17 protein-coding genes are annotated in these 15962 nt (G+C 62.2%); 8 read left to right on the top strand and 9 right to left on the bottom strand.

The window, feature by feature from the left end; translation table 11 throughout:
* Positions 1 to 332 precede the first annotated feature (332 nt).
* A complete protein-coding gene (tig, locus tag Q0478_RS00895) occupies positions 333 to 1667 on the top strand; it encodes a trigger factor (RefSeq protein ID WP_298675118.1) in 1335 nt (444 codons plus the stop codon).
* Positions 1668 to 1890: 223 nt separating this feature from the next.
* Here the strand turns inward: tig and Q0478_RS00890 are convergent, their stop codons facing one another.
* From Q0478_RS00890 to rpsF, 4 genes are all read right to left on the bottom strand, one after another.
* Positions 1891 to 2988, bottom strand: coding sequence for a PLP-dependent transferase (locus Q0478_RS00890; RefSeq protein WP_298675115.1), 1098 nt, complete (start codon positions 2986 to 2988; stop codon positions 1891 to 1893).
* Positions 2989 to 3109: 121 nt separating this feature from the next.
* Positions 3110 to 3727, bottom strand: coding sequence for a 50S ribosomal protein L9 (gene rplI, locus Q0478_RS00885; protein ID WP_298675112.1), 618 nt, complete (start codon positions 3725 to 3727; stop codon positions 3110 to 3112).
* A 12-nt stretch (positions 3728 to 3739) separates the two neighbouring features.
* On the bottom strand, positions 3740 to 3967 hold the full coding sequence (gene rpsR / locus Q0478_RS00880; protein WP_008328567.1) for a 30S ribosomal protein S18: 228 nt from the start codon (positions 3965 to 3967) through the stop codon (positions 3740 to 3742).
* Between the two features lie 16 nt (positions 3968 to 3983).
* On the bottom strand, positions 3984 to 4334 hold the full coding sequence (gene rpsF / locus Q0478_RS00875; RefSeq protein WP_298675108.1) for a 30S ribosomal protein S6: 351 nt from the start codon (positions 4332 to 4334) through the stop codon (positions 3984 to 3986).
* A gap of 313 nt (positions 4335 to 4647) precedes the next feature.
* On the opposite strand from rpsF, the gene Q0478_RS00870 reads away from it, so the two are divergent.
* The 7 genes from Q0478_RS00870 to Q0478_RS00840 all read left to right on the top strand — a co-directional run bounded on the left by Q0478_RS00870 (position 4648) and on the right by Q0478_RS00840 (position 11096).
* On the top strand, positions 4648 to 5145 hold the full coding sequence (locus Q0478_RS00870) for a hypothetical protein (protein ID WP_298675105.1): 498 nt from the start codon (positions 4648 to 4650) through the stop codon (positions 5143 to 5145).
* 110 nt (positions 5146 to 5255) lie between these two features.
* A complete protein-coding gene (gene fabD / locus Q0478_RS00865; protein WP_298675104.1) occupies positions 5256 to 6200 on the top strand; it encodes an ACP S-malonyltransferase in 945 nt (314 codons plus the stop codon).
* Between the two features lie 74 nt (positions 6201 to 6274).
* Positions 6275 to 7012: a 3-oxoacyl-[acyl-carrier-protein] reductase gene (gene fabG / locus Q0478_RS00860; protein ID WP_298675102.1), complete on the top strand. Its 738-nt coding sequence runs from the start codon at positions 6275 to 6277 to the stop codon at positions 7010 to 7012.
* 240 nt (positions 7013 to 7252) lie between these two features.
* The gene (locus tag Q0478_RS00855) at positions 7253 to 7486 is read left to right on the top strand and encodes an acyl carrier protein (protein ID WP_298675100.1); all 234 of its coding nucleotides are present in this window, start codon (positions 7253 to 7255) and stop codon (positions 7484 to 7486) included.
* A gap of 219 nt (positions 7487 to 7705) precedes the next feature.
* Complete coding sequence (fabF, locus tag Q0478_RS00850; protein WP_298675097.1) at positions 7706 to 8968, top strand: beta-ketoacyl-ACP synthase II; 1263 nt, start codon at positions 7706 to 7708, stop codon at positions 8966 to 8968.
* A gap of 4 nt (positions 8969 to 8972) precedes the next feature.
* A complete protein-coding gene (mltG, locus tag Q0478_RS00845; RefSeq protein ID WP_298675094.1) occupies positions 8973 to 10127 on the top strand; it encodes an endolytic transglycosylase MltG in 1155 nt (384 codons plus the stop codon).
* A 384-nt stretch (positions 10128 to 10511) separates the two neighbouring features.
* Complete coding sequence (locus Q0478_RS00840; protein ID WP_298675090.1) at positions 10512 to 11096, top strand: HNH endonuclease; 585 nt, start codon at positions 10512 to 10514, stop codon at positions 11094 to 11096.
* Here Q0478_RS00840 and Q0478_RS00835 read toward each other — a convergent pair.
* From Q0478_RS00835 to Q0478_RS00815, 5 genes are all read right to left on the bottom strand, one after another.
* Positions 11069 to 12490, bottom strand: a complete 1422-nt coding sequence (locus Q0478_RS00835; protein WP_298675088.1) for an MFS transporter — start codon at positions 12488 to 12490, stop codon at positions 11069 to 11071. The genes Q0478_RS00840 and Q0478_RS00835 overlap by 28 nt on opposite strands.
* A gap of 56 nt (positions 12491 to 12546) precedes the next feature.
* Positions 12547 to 13059 (bottom strand): polymer-forming cytoskeletal protein, encoded by a 513-nt coding sequence (locus Q0478_RS00830; RefSeq protein ID WP_298675085.1) that lies wholly within the window; start codon positions 13057 to 13059, stop codon positions 12547 to 12549.
* On the bottom strand, positions 13049 to 14380 hold the full coding sequence (locus Q0478_RS00825; RefSeq protein ID WP_298675083.1) for a M23 family metallopeptidase: 1332 nt from the start codon (positions 14378 to 14380) through the stop codon (positions 13049 to 13051). The genes Q0478_RS00830 and Q0478_RS00825 overlap by 11 nt, the downstream gene beginning before the upstream one ends.
* A 204-nt stretch (positions 14381 to 14584) precedes the next feature.
* Positions 14585 to 15421 carry a ferritin-like domain-containing protein gene (locus Q0478_RS00820; protein WP_298675081.1) on the bottom strand — a complete coding sequence of 279 codons (837 nt, stop codon included), beginning with the start codon at positions 15419 to 15421 and terminating at the stop codon, positions 14585 to 14587.
* Positions 15422 to 15423: 2 nt separating this feature from the next.
* Complete coding sequence (locus Q0478_RS00815; protein ID WP_298675078.1) at positions 15424 to 15888, bottom strand: peroxiredoxin; 465 nt, start codon at positions 15886 to 15888, stop codon at positions 15424 to 15426.
* Positions 15889 to 15962 lie beyond the last annotated feature (74 nt).

The raw sequence follows: 15962 nt of genomic DNA, 5'->3' as shown, positions 1-15962 counted from the left end.
CGACCCACCATCTCCCTTGATTGGTATCGCAAGCAGAACCGCCGCGCATCTGTTCTGGCCCGACCCCCGCGCTTTGCTTGCGCAAGAGCGCTCTGGTCGGGAGTTTGCGCCTCTCACGACCCACCATCTCCCTTGATTGGTATCGCAAGCAGAACCGCCGCGCATCTGTTCTGGCCCGACCCCCGCGCTTTGCCCGATCCCAGTGCGAAAACTGCGCCCAACCCCGCCGATCCCCCTTGCATCACGCGCGCACCCCCCCTAGAAGGGCGCAGATTTGGCTGGCGCGCGGGCGCTGGCTCGTGACGCAATGCCATAATGCAAAGGATGACAACATGCAGGTCACCGAGACCCTGAACGAAGGCCTCAAGCGCGCCTATACCATCACGCTCACATCTGCGGAGCTGGATGCGAAAGTGGACGAAAAGCTCAAAGAAGCGCAGCCTGACATCGAAATGAAGGGCTTCCGCAAGGGCAAGGTGCCAATGGCGCTGCTCAAAAAGCAGTTTGGCGACAAGGTCATGGGCGAAGCCATGCAGGAAAGCATCGACGGCGCTATGCAGGCGCATTTTGAAGCCTCCGGTGACCGTCCCGCCATGCAGCCGAAGGTTGAAATGGTCGATGGCGAAAACTGGACGCTGGGCGATGATGTGGCCGTGTCCATGGAATATGAGGCGCTGCCCGAAATTCCAGAGGTTGACCTGAAATCCATCAAGCTTGAGCGTATGGTTGTCAAAGCCGGTGACAGCGAAGTTGACGAAGCGCTGGCCTCGTTGGCGGAAACCGCGCAAAACTTCGAGCCGCGCAAGAAAGGCTCCAAGGCCAAAGACGGCGATCAGGTTGTGATCGACTTTCTGGGCAAGGTGGATGGCGAGGCCTTTGAGGGCGGCGCGGCAGAAGATTATCCGCTCGTTCTGGGCTCCAACAGCTTCATTCCGGGCTTTGAAGAGCAGCTCGTGGGCGTGAAGGCTGGCGAAGAGAAAAACGTCGAAGTGAACTTCCCTGAGGAGTATCAGGCCGAGCATCTCGCGGGCAAGGCGGCGGTTTTTGAATGCACCGTCAAAGAGGTGAAAGAGCCCAAGGCCGCTGAGCTGAACGATGAGCTGGCAACGAAGTTTGGCGCAGAAGACCTCGCCGCGCTCAAAGGCCAGATCGCCGAGCGCCTGGAAGGTGAATATGCCGGTGCCGCGCGCGCCGTGATGAAGCGCTCGTTGCTGGATGCGCTGGACAAGATGGTGAGCTTTGATTTGCCGCCCTCGCTGCTCGATGCGGAAGCCGGCCAGATTGCCCACCAGCTCTGGCATGATGAAAACCCTGACGTTCAGGGCCATGATCACCCCGAGATTTCACCGACCGAAGAGCACCTCAAGCTTGCCGGACGCCGCGTGCGGCTGGGCCTTTTGCTGGCCGAGCTGGGCCAGAAGGCAGAGGTGCAGGTGACGGATGCGGAGATGACGCAGGCGATCATGAACCAGGCCCGCCAATACCCGGGCCAAGAGCGCCAGTTCTTTGAATTTGTCCAGCAGAACCAGCAGATGCAACAGCAGCTGCGCGCCCCGTTGTTTGAAGACAAGGTCATCGACTATGCCTTCGAGCTTGCCACGGTGAAAGACAAAGAAGTCAGCAAGGACGACTTGCAAAAAGCCGTGGACGCTCTTGACGACGAATAAGCTTGCGTGAGCAGAAATCTATGGGCCGCGCCTGAAGCGCGGCCCTTTTTTTGTCTGGCAGAGGCACTGCCGTCTGGCCAGAACGGGCGCGGCCTCGCACGGGCAGGGTGAAATATGGTTTCGCATAAGGCCAAGCCTTATGCGACCAAGGGGGGGGCGCTGCCCCCCCGCTTCCTTTGGAAGCCCCCCCCGAGGTATTTTTGACCAAAAGAGAAGGGGGGGCTTATCCTGCGGCGGGGAGGTTTTTGAGGGCTTTGGTGAGGTTTTCGGTAAGGGCTTGGGTGGGTTCAATACCAAAACTCAGCCGTAAAAACCCTTCTGGCACCGCATCGCCCCAACGGGCCCGTCTGTCGCCGGAGCTGTGCAGCCCGCCAAAGCTTGTCATCGCCGCAAAGCCTGCGTCTTTGAGAAACTGGTCGGCTGTGGCGGCATCGGCAAAGCAGGCGCCGATGAGAAAGCCCGTATCAAGGGCCTGCGGGTGGGGCGTGGGATAGAGGAGGTCTTGCACCGCCGGGCTGGCCTTCAGCAGGGGCAGCGCGGCGCGGGCGTTGGCGCACATGCGTTCAAGGCGCAGTTCCACGGTTTCCAGCCCGCGCAACAACAGCCAGGCCTCATGGGGCGCCGGGATGTTGCCGGTCAGATTGCGCACGCTCAAGAGCCGCTCCATATAGGCGGTGTCGCGGCTCGCCACATGGCCCATCAGCAGGTCGGTGTGGCCTGCCATGGCCTTGGTGTCGGAGACAATGACGATATCGGCCCCCAGATCGAGCGGTTGTTGCAGCAGCGGGGTGCAGACCGTGTTGTCCACCAGCAATGTGGCTCCGGCCGCCCGGCAGCGCGCGGAGAGGGCGGCGATGTCGATCACATCCAGCCCCGGATTGGAGGGGGTTTCCACAACCACGGCGGCCAGGCCCGTCAGGTCGGTGGTGAGAACCTCTGCGGCGGGGCAGCTGCGCAATGTGAGCCCGAAGGGGGCCATGATGTCAGAGACGAGGTTGCGCGCCGCGTAGTAGCCATCCGAGAGCATCAGCACTGTGTCGCCGGCTTTGAGCAGCGCCATGAGCGCCGCCGAATAGGCGCCCATGCCCGAAGGGAAGAGAAGGCAGGGTGCGGCTTCCAGAGCGCTCAAGCGGGCCTCTGTTGCCTCGATTGTGGGGTTGGTAAAGCGCGCATAGGTGCGGTTGGGAGCGGGCGTTTGCGGCAGGGAGAAGGCCGAAGACAGCACCAGCGGTTCTGGCACAGGGTCACCGGCTTGCAAGGTGTCGGTGCGGTTGTGCAGCATCGCCAGCAGGCGCGCTTGGATCGGGTCGGGGAGGGGCATGTCTTGGCCTTGTTGCTGAAGTTTCGCGCCGACTATAGGCGCTTGGCTTCTGCGGGCAAGGTCAAGAAAAAGCCGCGCTCCTTGCGGGGCGCGGCTTTCTGTATCAGCGCAGGGGCGCTTCTCAGCTCTCTTCGCTTGTCTCTTCTGCGGCAGGGGCTGGGCCCGTGTCGTCATCGTCGTTGGCCGCGGCCCCGATGTCATCAAACAATTCGGCGATTTCGAACTCGGCTTCGGCTTCCGCCTCAGCAGCGAGTTCCTGGATCGATTTGCCGGAGGCTTGCAGCTCGGCTTCCTCAGCGGAGCGGGCCACGTTGATTTCGATCCGTGCGGAGACCTCTGGGTGCAGGCGCACGAACATGTTGTGCACACCCAGGTATTTGATTGGCGCTTCCACAGAGACCTGCTTGCGATCAATCGTGAAGCCGGCTTCTGTGGCCGCTTCGGCCGCGTCACGCGGGGTGACTGAGCCGTAGAGCGACCCACCGTCAGAGGCCTGACGAATCACCACAAACTGCTGGCCATCCAGGCGGGCGGCCATGTCTTCGGCTTCTTTCTTGGTCTCGAGGTTTTGGGCCTCAAGCTGCGCCTTTTGGGCTTCGAAATCGGCAATATTAGCTTGTGAGGCGGTCAGCGCTTTCTTCTGTGGCAGAAGATAGTTGCGCGCATAGCCCGGTTTCACATCGACGACATCGCCCATCTGGCCGAGCTTGGCCACGCGTTCGAGAAGGATAACTTGCATGATAGGTTCTCCTTATTTCACGGCGTAGGGCAGCAGGGCGAGGAAGCGGGCGCGCTTGATGGCACGGGCCAGCTCGCGTTGCTTCTTGGCCGAAACGGCGGTGATACGGGACGGCACGATCTTGCCACGCTCGGAAATGTAGCGCTGGAGCAGTTTCGTGTCTTTGTAGTCGATCTTCGGCGCGTTATCCCCTGAGAAAGGGCAAACTTTGCGACGGCGGAAAAATGGTTTTGCAGCCATGGTTTACAATCCTTTCTTATGCGGGACGGCGCTCGCGGCGCTCTTCACGTTTTTGCATTTGGGCCGAGGGGCCTTCTTCGTGGGCATCAACCTTGATGGTCAGGATGCGCATCACGTCATCATGCAGGCGCATGAGGCGTTCCATCTCCTGAACAGCCGTCGCCGGGGCGTCGGTGCGCAGATAGGCGTAATGGCCCTTGCGGTTTTTGTTGATCTTGTAGGCCATTGTTTTCACACCCCAATACTCGGTCTCTGAGACAGAGCCGCCGTTGTCGGCGAGGACGGTGCTGAAATGTTCGATAAGGCCTTCGGCTTGCGTGTTGGACAGGTCCTGACGCATGATGAAAACATGCTCATAGAGCGGCATGTGCTTTTCCTTTTTCGTGCGCATTTCATAGGAGGGTCATATGAGCCTTCTGCGACCCATCCACGAGAGCTGCGCGGTTTGTATTTATACAGAAGGTGGCTGCGCTTACCCCGTTTTGCGCAGGGCCGCAAGGCTGAATGGCCGCAGCCCCCGGCTTTGCGGGGGGCTTGCCTTGATTTTTCCTTATTTCTTAACAATTCGCCCCGAAGATTCCCCATTTGCCCCATGGTTTTGCCCAATGCTGCGGCAACTCTTGGATCATATCAGTTGTCACAGGCGCAGAAGCCGCCGGATCGGGAAAAGAGACAGAACCATGCAGAATGCGATAGCCCAGACACAAACCCAACCTCTTGCGCCGGCCGGGGGGCTTCATGCCGTCCAGAGCCTGCCGCCCTTACGGCTGTTTAACGGCTTTGCCGGCGCGGTGCTCTTGCTGTTTGCGCTCGGGCTTTGGGCCGTGCCGGGCTCGAGCTGGGACCAAGGGGCGCAGCTGGTGAAGCTCTTTATGACAGCCACCTCGATTGTTGCGGGCCTGGCGTTGCTGGCGCCCATGCGCCGCTCCTATCCGGAGGTGACGCTGGATCCGCGTGCCGAGCGCCTGGAGTTGATCGAGCGCAATGATTTCGGACGCATCACCCGCAAAGAGAGCTTCTCTTATGACTCGCTGAGTGAAGTGGATGTGCGCGAAGGGGTTTTCATAGCCCGCGATCATCAGGGGCGCGTGGTTGTCGAGCTGCCGCTGGGGGCAGAGGTGGAAGAGCTTGACGCCCTGCGCGCCGCCCTCGGCCCGAGCTTTGCGCGCACCGCTTAAGCCGTTTTCCCCATAAGATACCGAAGGCCAGCGCCCCCGCGCGGGCCTTTTTCGTTGCGGGCACGGTGCGCTTCGGGCTAATTGCTGTCAAAACAAGTGAGGGGGGCAAGATGAGCCGCGCATTCGTATTTCCCGGGCAGGGCGCCCAGACCATCGGCATGGGGCAGGCGCTGGCCGCAGCCTATCCTGCGGCAAAAGCCGTGTTTGACGAGGTGGACGAAGCCCTGAGCGAAAAGCTCAGCGCGCTGATCTGGGAGGGCGATATCGAGACCCTCACGCTCACCCAAAACGCCCAACCGGCGCTGATGGCGACCTCGCTGGCCGCCCTGCGCGCGCTAGAGGCCGAAGGCGTTAGCATCACTGATGCCAGCCTGGTCGCGGGCCATTCACTGGGCGAATATTCGGCTCTGGCGGCCGCCGGCGCGCTCACCCTGGCCGATACTGCGCGCTTGCTGCGCATCCGTGGCAAGGCCATGCAAGAGGCGGTGCCTGTGGGTGTCGGCGCGATGGCGGCGCTCTTGGGGCTTGATTTTGCCGCGGCTCAGGCCGTGGCGGCCGAGGCGGCACAGGGCGAGGTTTGTCAGGCTGCAAACGACAACGACCCCAGCCAGGTTGTGGTCTCCGGCCATAAGGCGGCTGTGGAGCGCGCCCTTGATCTGGCCAAAGCCGCAGGGGCCAAACGCGCCATGTTGCTGCCGGTGAGCGCGCCGTTTCACTGCGCCCTCATGCAGCCCGCCGCCGATGTGATGGCCGAGGCGCTGGCAGGGGTTACAATCAAGGCACCCGCCGTGCCGCTGGTGGCCAATGTGCGCGCCGAGGCGGTCTCGGATCCTGCCATGATCCGCGATCTCCTGGTGGAGCAGGTCACAGGCTCGGTGCGCTGGCGCGAGAGCGTGCTCTACATGGGCGCGCGCCAAGGCATCGGCGAGATCTGGGAAATCGGCGCGGGCAAGGCGCTCTCGGGCATGGTGCGGCGGATCAATAAAGAGATCAGCTGCCGCACGATCGGCGCGCCGGAGGACATGACAGCGGCGCTTGACGCTCTGAATGGTTGACAGGCCACGAAAATTTAAATTTTCGTGCCAAATTTTGTGGACAAAATTTGTGCACCCCCGAAAGGAAAGAGACTATGTTTGATCTGACAGGAAAATGCGCGCTCATCACAGGCGCTTCGGGCGGGATTGGCGGGGCCATCGCCAAGGCGCTGCACGGGGCAGGGGCGACAGTTGCGCTCTCGGGCACACGCGAAGAGCCCTTGAAGGCGCTGGCCGCCGAGCTGGGCGCACGCGCCCATGTGCTGCCTTGCAACCTTTCGGACGCCGAGGCCGTCGATGCGCTGCCCAAACAGGCGATCGAGGCCATGGGCGCCTGTGACATTCTGGTGAACAATGCCGGCATCACCCGTGACCAGATTTTCATGCGCATGTCCGATGACGAGTGGCAGAGCGTGCTCGACGTCAACCTCACCTCCACCATGCGTCTTTGCCGTGGGGTGATGCGCCCGATGATGAAGGCCCGTTGGGGCCGGATCATCAACATCAGCTCCATTGTCGGCGCAACCGGCAACCCTGGCCAAGCCAATTACGCCGCCTCCAAGGCGGGTATGGTCGGCATGACCAAATCCATCGCCTATGAGGTGGCCAGTCGTGGAATCACCGCCAATGCGGTGGCCCCGGGCTTCATCGCCACAGCCATGACCGAGAAGCTCACCGATGAGCAGAAAGGCAAGATCAACGCGCAAATTCCCGCCGCGCGCATGGGCACGCCTGAGGAGATCGCCGCGGCGGTGCTCTATCTTGCCAGCCCAGAGGCGGGCTATGTCACGGGCAGCACCCTGCATGTCAACGGTGGCATGGCCATGCTCTGACCTAAGCGGGCGCGCGCTTGGATGCGCTCTGGGGCGCGCTAATCTGGACAAAGCATTTGCCAATCCGTCGCCATATGCTATAGGCCACCGAGATTTCCGCATGTTCACCAATGCGTGAGCCTGTGGGCCCTCCCATGCGGGAGACGAACCGCCCCCGATTTTGGGAGCACTTCAAACCGCCAGCCCCGTTGGGCATGGGCAAAACCCGGGCCAAGAGCCCATTGTTATGAGGATGAACACATGAGCGACGTTGCAGACCGCGTTAAAAAGATCGTTGTCGAGCACCTTGGTGTTGAAGAAGACAAAGTTGTTGAAAACGCATCATTCATTGATGATCTGGGCGCAGACAGCCTGGACACAGTCGAGCTGGTGATGGCCTTTGAAGAAGAGTTCGGCATCGAGATCCCGGATGATGCGGCCGAAACCATCCAGTCGTTCGGCGATGCGGTGAAGTTCATCAAAGACGCAGCCTAAGCCCGTGCGCCGGCGTGCCGGCGCAAAGCAAAGCTTTGAAGCGGTCTGCCCCACAGGGCGGGCCGTTTCTTTTTGGGGCCCCAGGCGCGGCCCTTGGCGGCTTGTGGCCAGTGGCGCGGCAAATTCTGGCCCCGTCAGGCGAGCCGCCCCATGGACGGGCTTGCCCCGCGCCCCCAAGCCGCGCTAAGAGCAGGCAGAGAGATAATAAAGGGGCATATCATGCGTCGTGTGGTTGTTACGGGACTGGGACTGGTCACGCCGGTGGGCGGTGGTGTTGAAGACAGCTGGAAAAATATTCTGGCGGGCAAATCCGGCGCTGGCCGGATCACACAATTTGACCCGGAGCGCGTGACCACCAAATACGCCTGTGAAGTCAAGCATGGTGACGGCAGCGAGGGCACCTTCAATGCCGATGACTGGATGGAGCCTAAAGAGCGCCGCAAGGTAGATGATTTCATCCTCTACGGGATCGCCGCCGCCGCGCAGGCCGTGCAAGATGCCGACTGGATGCCCGAAGACGAAGAGAGCCGCCTGCGCACGGGGGTGATGATCGGGTCGGGGATCGGCGGCTTGAAGTCGATCGAACAGACCACGCTGATGATGGCCGAGAAAGGCCCGCGCCGTGTCTCGCCGTTCTTTATTCCCGGCGCGCTGATCAACCTGATTTCAGGGCAGGTCGGCATCCGCTACGGCTTTAAAGGGCCCAACCATTCGGTTGTGACAGCCTGTTCCACAGGCGCGCATGCCATCGGTGATGCCTCGCGCCTCATTCAACATGGCGATGCGGATGTGATGATCGCGGGCGGGGCCGAAGCGGCCATCTGCGAGATCGGGATTGCCGGCTTCAACGCCTGCAAAGCGCTCTCCACCGGCCATGACGCGGACCCAACCAAGGCCTCCCGCCCCTGGGACGCAAGCCGCGACGGTTTCGTCATGGGCGAGGGCGCGGGGGTTGTTGTGCTGGAAGATTACGACCACGCCAAAGCGCGCGGCGCCAAGATCTATGCTGAAGTGGCCGGCTATGGCCTCTCCGGCGATGCTTATCACATCACGGCCCCGCCCCCCGACCACGAGGGGGCCGAGCGGGCCATGCGCGCGGCCTGTGCCAACGCGGGCATCAGCCCCACCGAGATTGACTATGTCAACGCCCATGGCACCTCGACCATGGCCGACACCATCGAGCTGGGCGCTGTCGAGCGGATGATGGGGCAGGAAGCAGCCTCAAAACTCTCCATGTCCTCGACCAAGTCGATGACGGGGCATCTGCTCGGGGCGGCCGGGGCCATTGAGGCGATCTTCTCGATCCTGGCGATCCGTGATCAGATCGCGCCGCCCACGATCAACCTTGATACGCCGCCCGAAGACACGGTTGTGGATCTCTGCGCCAACGCAGCGCGCAAGCGTAAGATTGATGTGGCCCTCTCCAACAGCTTCGGTTTTGGGGGCACCAATGCCTCTGTTGTCTTCAAAAAGGTCACCTGAGCACATGTGGCGGCATCTCGCGTCCAATGCCTTGACCCTGCTGATTGTTGCCACCTTTCTTCTGGGGGGGGTGATCCTGTGGGGGCAGCGCGAATATGGTGCCGCTGGGCCGCTGGAGGAGCAAATCTGCCTGCGCGTGGAGCGCGGCAGCACGGTCAGCCGTGTCTCCCGGGCGCTGGAGGCTGATGGGGCCATCCGCTCGGGGATGTTGTTGCGCCTGGGGATGGAGTATACCGATCTTACCGACCGTCTGAAAGCGGGCAGCTACCTTGTTCCGGCGCAGTCCTCGGCCAAGGAAATCGCCGACATCATCACCCGTGGCGGGGCCAGCACCTGTGGCACCGAAATTGTCTATCGGATTGGGGTCACCCGGCTCTCCAATCTTGTGCGCGCGCTGGACCCGGCCAGCAACGCCTATGTGGAAAAAGCCAAGTTCGATCCCGCGTCAGAAGCGCCGCCACCTGAATATCTGGCGGTGCGCGAGCGGGCTGACACGCGCTACCGCATTGCCATTGCCGAAGGGGTGACGAGCTGGCAGATCGTGGAAGGGCTCAAACAGATTTCGCTGCTGCAAGGCGCGATCAGCGCGGTGCCTGCCGAGGGCAGCCTTGCGCCGCAAAGCTACGAGGTGCGCGCGGGCGACACACGCGCGGCGCTGCTGGAAGAGATGCAATCGCGCCAATCGGCCATTCTGGCCGAGGCCTGGGAGAACCGCGCCGCAGGCTTGCCGCTTGCCAGCCCTGAGGAAGCGCTCATTCTTGCGTCGATCATCGAGAAAGAAACCGGTGTCGCCGAAGAGCGCCGCCAGGTGGCGAGCGTTTTTGTGAACCGGCTGCAGAAGGGTATGAAGCTGCAAACCGACCCGACGGTGATTTACGGAATCACCAAGGGCGAGGGTGTGCTGGGCCGTGGCCTGCGCCGCTCCGAGCTGCGCGCCGCCACGCCCTATAACACCTATGTCATCGACGCTCTGCCGCCCACACCGATCGCCAATCCGGGCCGCGCCAGCATCGAGGCTGCGCTCAATCCCGACAGCAGCGATTACATCTTCTTTGTCGCCGATGGCACCGGAGGACATGCTTTCTCGGTGACATTGGCCGAACATAACCGAAATGTGGCCCGTTGGCGCAAGATTGAAGCAGACCGCGCCGCAGACTGAACGGGACAGAGCGTAAATAGAGATCGAATTTTCGCTGCGCGAAAATCCGATCCGTGAGGGGGGCGCTGCCCCCCTCATACTCCCCCCGGGATATTTTCAGCAAGAAAAAGGCCATATGATTCTGCGCTGCACATTGGGTGTTGTTGCAGAGCTTTGGTGGGCCTGTGCCTGAGCGCTTGGGGCTTTGCGGGCCGATGTGCAAGCCATTCCAGTGCTTTAGCTTTGGTTTTGGGCTGTCATTGCGCTGTTAGAATCCTCTGGTTTGTTTGCCGCAGGGCCAGAGCATCAAGGCGCTTGCCCCAAAGGGACCACGATATATAGTGGTTGTCACAAGCGGGCAGGCCATATCTGCGCCAGGCCCTGCGTGGAGCAGAGAACGAACAGATGGACGGACATTTCAGGACAGATTTTGTGCGCAGCCCCGCCGGGCTCAAACAGCACCCCGCCTTGGTGCTCAATGCCGATTATCGGCCCCTATCTTATTACCCGCTGTCGCTTTGGCCCTGGCAAGATGCGGTGAAGGCGGCCTATCTGGACAGGGTGGATATTATTGCCGAATATGACGAGGTGGTGCGCAGCCCCTCAACGGTGATCAGGATCCCCTCGGTCGTTGTTCTCAAAGATTATGTCAAACCTCAAAAGCGCGTGGCCTTCACGCGCTTTAATTTGTTTTTGAGGGATGAGTTTTGTTGCCAATATTGTGGCGGCAAGGGCGATCTGACGTTTGATCATGTGGTGCCGCGCGCATCTGGCGGTGTCACAAGCTGGGAGAATGTGGTTGCGGCCTGCGCCCCGTGCAATCTGCGCAAAGCCGCCAAGAGCCTGCGCCAGTCGGGTATGCAGCTGCGCAAACCGCCGCGCGCGCCCGCCGCAGAAGAGCTGCGCAACATGGGGCGCAAGTTCCCGCCGGGCCATCTGCATGACAGCTGGATGGATTTTCTCTATTGGGATGCCGAGCTGGACGCCTGAGCGCGGCTCATGCCCAGCCAGATGATGGCTCCGGCTAAAAGCGCAACTGCCGCGCAGACAAGCACGAGGCTCTGAAACCCGGCGATCATGGCTTGGGCGTGGCCCAGGCTGTCTGAGAAGGCCCCAAAGCTCTCGCGGCCGCCCTCGGCCAGATAGCGGGCCTGGGCCACGAGCCCGAGGCTGGCCACGCCCATCAGACCCGCCACCCGGGCTGCGGCGTTGTTCACCCCTGAGGCGGTGCCGGCATGAGCATCGGGCACAGCATTGACAACGGCCGTGGTGAGCGGTGCCACCACCAGCGCCAAGCCAAAGCCCACAAAGCCCGTTGCGGGCAAGACCCCGAGCCAGAAGGCCTCTGCCGCAACGGCCACGCCCAGCGCCAGAAAGCCGGCGGCAATGGTCACGGCGCCGGCTGTGATCAGCGGGCGCGGGCCAAACCTGTCGGCCAGCCGCCCCATCCGCGGTGAGAACAGGGCAATGCACAGCGACATGGGCGCAAATGTGAGCGCACTCAACAGCGCATCCTGCCCCCAGCCTGCGATCAGCGTCATCGGCAGATAAAACAGCACCGCCTGAAACCCGATCCACAGACACAGGGTTGCCAGGTTGACAGCTGCAAAATCGCGCAGGGCAAACAGCCGGATCTCGACCATGGGCGCAGGGGTGCGCAGCTCATGGGCGACAAAGCCGGCCAGCACAACCGCGCCCGCCAGCCCGTAAAGCGGTGTGGCCTGGGTGAAGGCGAAGGCAATCAGGAAAAACCCGAGTGAGGCCAGCACCCCGCCGAGCACATCAATGCGCCGGTTGGGCTCGGGTGCTGGATCACGCGTGTGCGCAAGGATCAACCAGACCGCCAATGCGCCAAGGGGCAGGTTGATGGCAAAGATCATCCGCCAGGCCTCGGGCCCGCCAAAGCTGAGAAACGCCCCCCCTAGGGCTGGCCCCAGCGCCGTTGTCAGCGAGGAGCTGGCCGCCCAAAGCCCGATGGCCGCACCGCGCTCGCCGCGCGGATAGGCCCGCGAAATCACCGCCAGCGAGCCGGGCACCATCACCGCAGCCGCCAGCCCCTGCGCGGCGCGCGCGGCAATCATCTGCTCGGATGTCTGTGCCAGCGCGCAAAAGAGCGAGGCCAGCACAAAGCCCGCAATGCCTGCGGCAAAGCTGCGCCCCAAGCCCAGCTTGTCGCCCAAGGCCCCACCCGCCAACAGAAAACCGCTCAGCATCAGCATGTAACTGTTGTAAATCCACTGGGCCTCGGAGAGCCCGGCCCCGAGGCTCTCGCGCAGGGCGGGCAGGGCAATGGCAATCACCGAGCCGTCAATGAACCCGAGCGCCGACGCCAGGATGGCCGCCAGCAAGACCCAGCGGCGGTTGTGCGGGGCCACAAAAGACACAGGCACCGCCTGTTCCTGCGATGCCTGTGACTGTGCTTGCATGAAGAGAGCGGCGCTTAGGAGGCGTTGCCAGCGGCTGCCGGCTTGTCAGCCTTGCCCTTGCCCGAATTGAGCGGGTCGTCCTGGCGCTGCACGGAGCCTTCAAAATGCGCCCCACTTTCGATGGCGATGGTCTTGTGAATGATGTCGCCTTCCACGCGGGCGGTGGAGGTGAGGCGCACCTTCAGGCCGCGCACACGGCCCACGATCCGGCCATTGACAACAACATCATCGGCGATCACCTCGCCCTTGACGGTGGCGCCTTCGCCCACGGTGAGCAGATGGGCGCGGATATCGCCTTCGATGGTGCCCTCCACCTGAATATCACCGGTGGTGCGCAGGTTGCCCGTCACATGCAAATCAGACGACAGAACAGAGGCCGGGGGCTTGGCCTTGGGGGCCGAGGCCTTGAACTCGCTGCCCATGGGCAGGTTGGGCTTTGCGGCCGCAGCAGAGGTGTCAGCGCTCCCGGCTGGGGTTGTGGCTTCGGCCTTGGGGCCAGGTTCGTTGATTTTGCTTTTAGAAAACATCGTTTGCTGCCTTGATATAGATCATTGGGTTCACGGCTTTCCCGCCAACACGAACTTCGTAGTGTAGATGAGGGCCGGTTACACGTCCAGAGGCTCCCATATCACCAATTCGTTGTCCGCGCGATACCCTTTGTCCCACTTTCACCCGAATTCGGTTTTGGTGGGCATAGCGGGTTTCAATCCCAAAATCATGCTGGATCTTCACCAGACGGCCATAGCCCGAGCTCCAGCCCGCATGGGTCACAATCCCGTCGGCCGTCGCATAGAGCGGGGTGCCCACGGGGCCGGCAAAATCCACCCCCTTGTGAAGGCGACGCCCGCCTGTCTTGGGGTCGCGGCGATACCCGAAAGCCGAGGTGAAGCGGTAGCCCGATTTGACGGGTTTGGCAAAAGGCGCCTTGGAGGCCGCCAGCCGGTAAAGGTTGAGCCGGTCGAGTTCGCTGAGAATGCGGTTGGCCCGGCGCGTGCTGGGGGCAGGCTCTTCGCCCCGGGTCGAAAACGACAGCGGCGTCAGCGCGCCGCCTTGGCCCGAATAGCCCCGGCGCACCTCCCGCAGCAGGGTTTCGGTGTTCATGCCGGCGGCGCGAAACATCCGGTCTAGCGGCTTGACAGAAACTGTCATCGCCTCTTCGAGCTGGCGGAAAATCTGGTCGTTCTGATCTTTCATCAAGGCGATCCGCTCTTCCATCTCGGCGGCCTGTTCGAGCGCGGATTGGGCATCTTGCACGATCTTGTCGCGCTCAGCCGCGGTTTCCGAGAGGGCGCGGGTGATCAGGTCAAGCGCCGTGTTGTCTGGGCTGATGGCCGCAAGCTGCACCGCTGCGCCCGAGTCCTGGGCCTGTGTGAGGCTGGCCAGCGCCGTGCGGGCCTCGTCGCGCTCGCGCATGGCTGTGCGCAGGGTGCTTTGGATGATCTCGATGCCGGTTTCCATCTCGCGCCGACGGGTTTCGGAGGCCAGAAGCTCCGATTGCATCCGCGAAATCTGTTCCAGCGCGGTGTTGAACCGCGCCTGGGCGGCGAGGGCCTCCTCGGCGCGGCTGTTGCGCTGCTCGGAGATAAAATTGAGCCGCTCCTGATAGGTTTGCTGGTCGCGCTTGGCCTGTTCACGAAAATTGCCCGCCCCAATGCTGTCCATCAGCAGAATCGCGGTTGCGACAATCGACCAGGCCACAACCAGCGCCGCGCCAGAGAAGGCAAAGAGCTGCACCAGCGGGCGCAGGCGGATAAACCTTGTGTCTTTGTCCGAGCGCAAAAAGACCCGGCGTTCAGGGAAATAACGCTCCAATAGCGCGTCGATACGGATGGCAAGCTGTGTGCGCAAAGAGGCGTTCCTTGACCGTTTCAAATTGTCGGCGCACTTTGAGCCAAGAGCCGCCGCAGCAAAGCCGCCATGGCCCCGCCCGCACCCTGTGCGCCGTTCCAGAGGGATTAACGCCCTGTTAACAGGGGCGCAAGTTTTTTGACCGCCCTCCTCGGAGCCTCTGGCCCCACCGCCGCGCAATCTGGCGGGTTTTCGCCGAAAAGTTCAGCGGGCTGCGCGGGGCTTGGCGGGGGTCTCGTCAGCCAGAGGCCAATAGAAATCTGGCGGCAAGCCGGCCTCGGCGCGCTTTTCCTCGTTGAACGGCGGCTTGAGGCTGCTGTGAAAATACTGGGTCACAAGCCGGTGAAACTCGGCTTTCGGGTCAAGCTCGTGGCGTCCGCACAGAAAGTGAAACCACTTGGAGCCATAGGCCACATGGCCCACTTCCTCGGCGTAGATCACTTCCAGCGCGTCAACGGCGCGGCTGACTTTGGCCTTGCGAAACACGTCGATCATCCCCGGGGTCACATCAAGCCCGCGCGCCTCGAGCACCATCGGCACAACCGCGAGCCGCCCCATCAGGTCTTGGGCCGTATCCTCGGCGGCGCGCCACATGCCCGCATGGGCGGGCAGGGCTCCATAATGGCTGCCCATCTCTTCCAGGCAATCGCTGACGAGGTTGAAATGCTTGGCCTCTTCATCACCGGCCTTCACCCAGTCATCATAAAAGCCCAGCGGAAAGGGCACATGGGTGAAGCGCGCAATGATGTCCCAGTGCAGATCCACCGCATTGAGCTCGATATGGGCCACCGCGTGCAACAAGGCGGCGCGCCCGGCCTCCGAGCCGGGGCGGCGGCGGGGCACATCGCGCGGGCTGAGCAGTTCGGGCTTGTCCGGGCGGGCCGGGTGCAAGGGCGGCTCGGCTGAGCCGATGGCAAGCGGCGTGCCGGCCTCGCGGGCGGCAAACCATGTGGCCGCGTGGCGGCGCGCCAGGGCCGTCTTTTCGCGCCCGTCGGCACAGCGCAAAACCTCTTCGGCCATTTTTGCCAGCGTCTGTGCCATGCTCACAGCGCCTCAACGGCGGCGAGCACCTCATCCACATGGCCCGGCACTTTCACCTTGCGCCAGGCGCGCACCACTTGCCCTTCGGCATCAATCACAAAGGTGGAGCGCACAATGCCCATGAAGCTCTTGCCATACATCTTCTTTTCGGCCCAGGCTCCGAAATCCTCGCAGGCGCTGCCGTGCTCGTCCGACAAAAGCGGAACGGTCAGGTCCTGCTTGCTGCGAAACTTCTCGTGGCTGGCAAGGCTGTCCTTGGAGATCCCGAACACTTTGGCACCGGCCGCTTCAAAGCGCGCCAGATCGGCGGAAAAGCCCTTGGCCTCTGTGGTGCAGCCGGGTGTGTTGTCGCGCGGGTAGAAAAACAGCACAACTTTCTGGCCCTTCAGCGCGCTGAGGGTGACGGTTTCACCCGTGTCGCTGGGCAGGCTGAAATCAGGCGCTTGAAATGGCGTATCTTGAGTCATTGGTGCTTTCCCTCTACCGTCTTGTTGGGTTTCATATTATCGCAGGAGCGCGGGCGCAATGCGCAAGCCCCCTT

Source organism: uncultured Lentibacter sp. (assembly GCF_937123735.1).
Classification (GTDB): Bacteria; Pseudomonadota; Alphaproteobacteria; order Rhodobacterales; family Rhodobacteraceae; genus Lentibacter.
The sequence above is the reverse complement of the archived record's forward strand: the minus strand, read 5'-3'. Positions and strand labels throughout refer to the sequence as shown.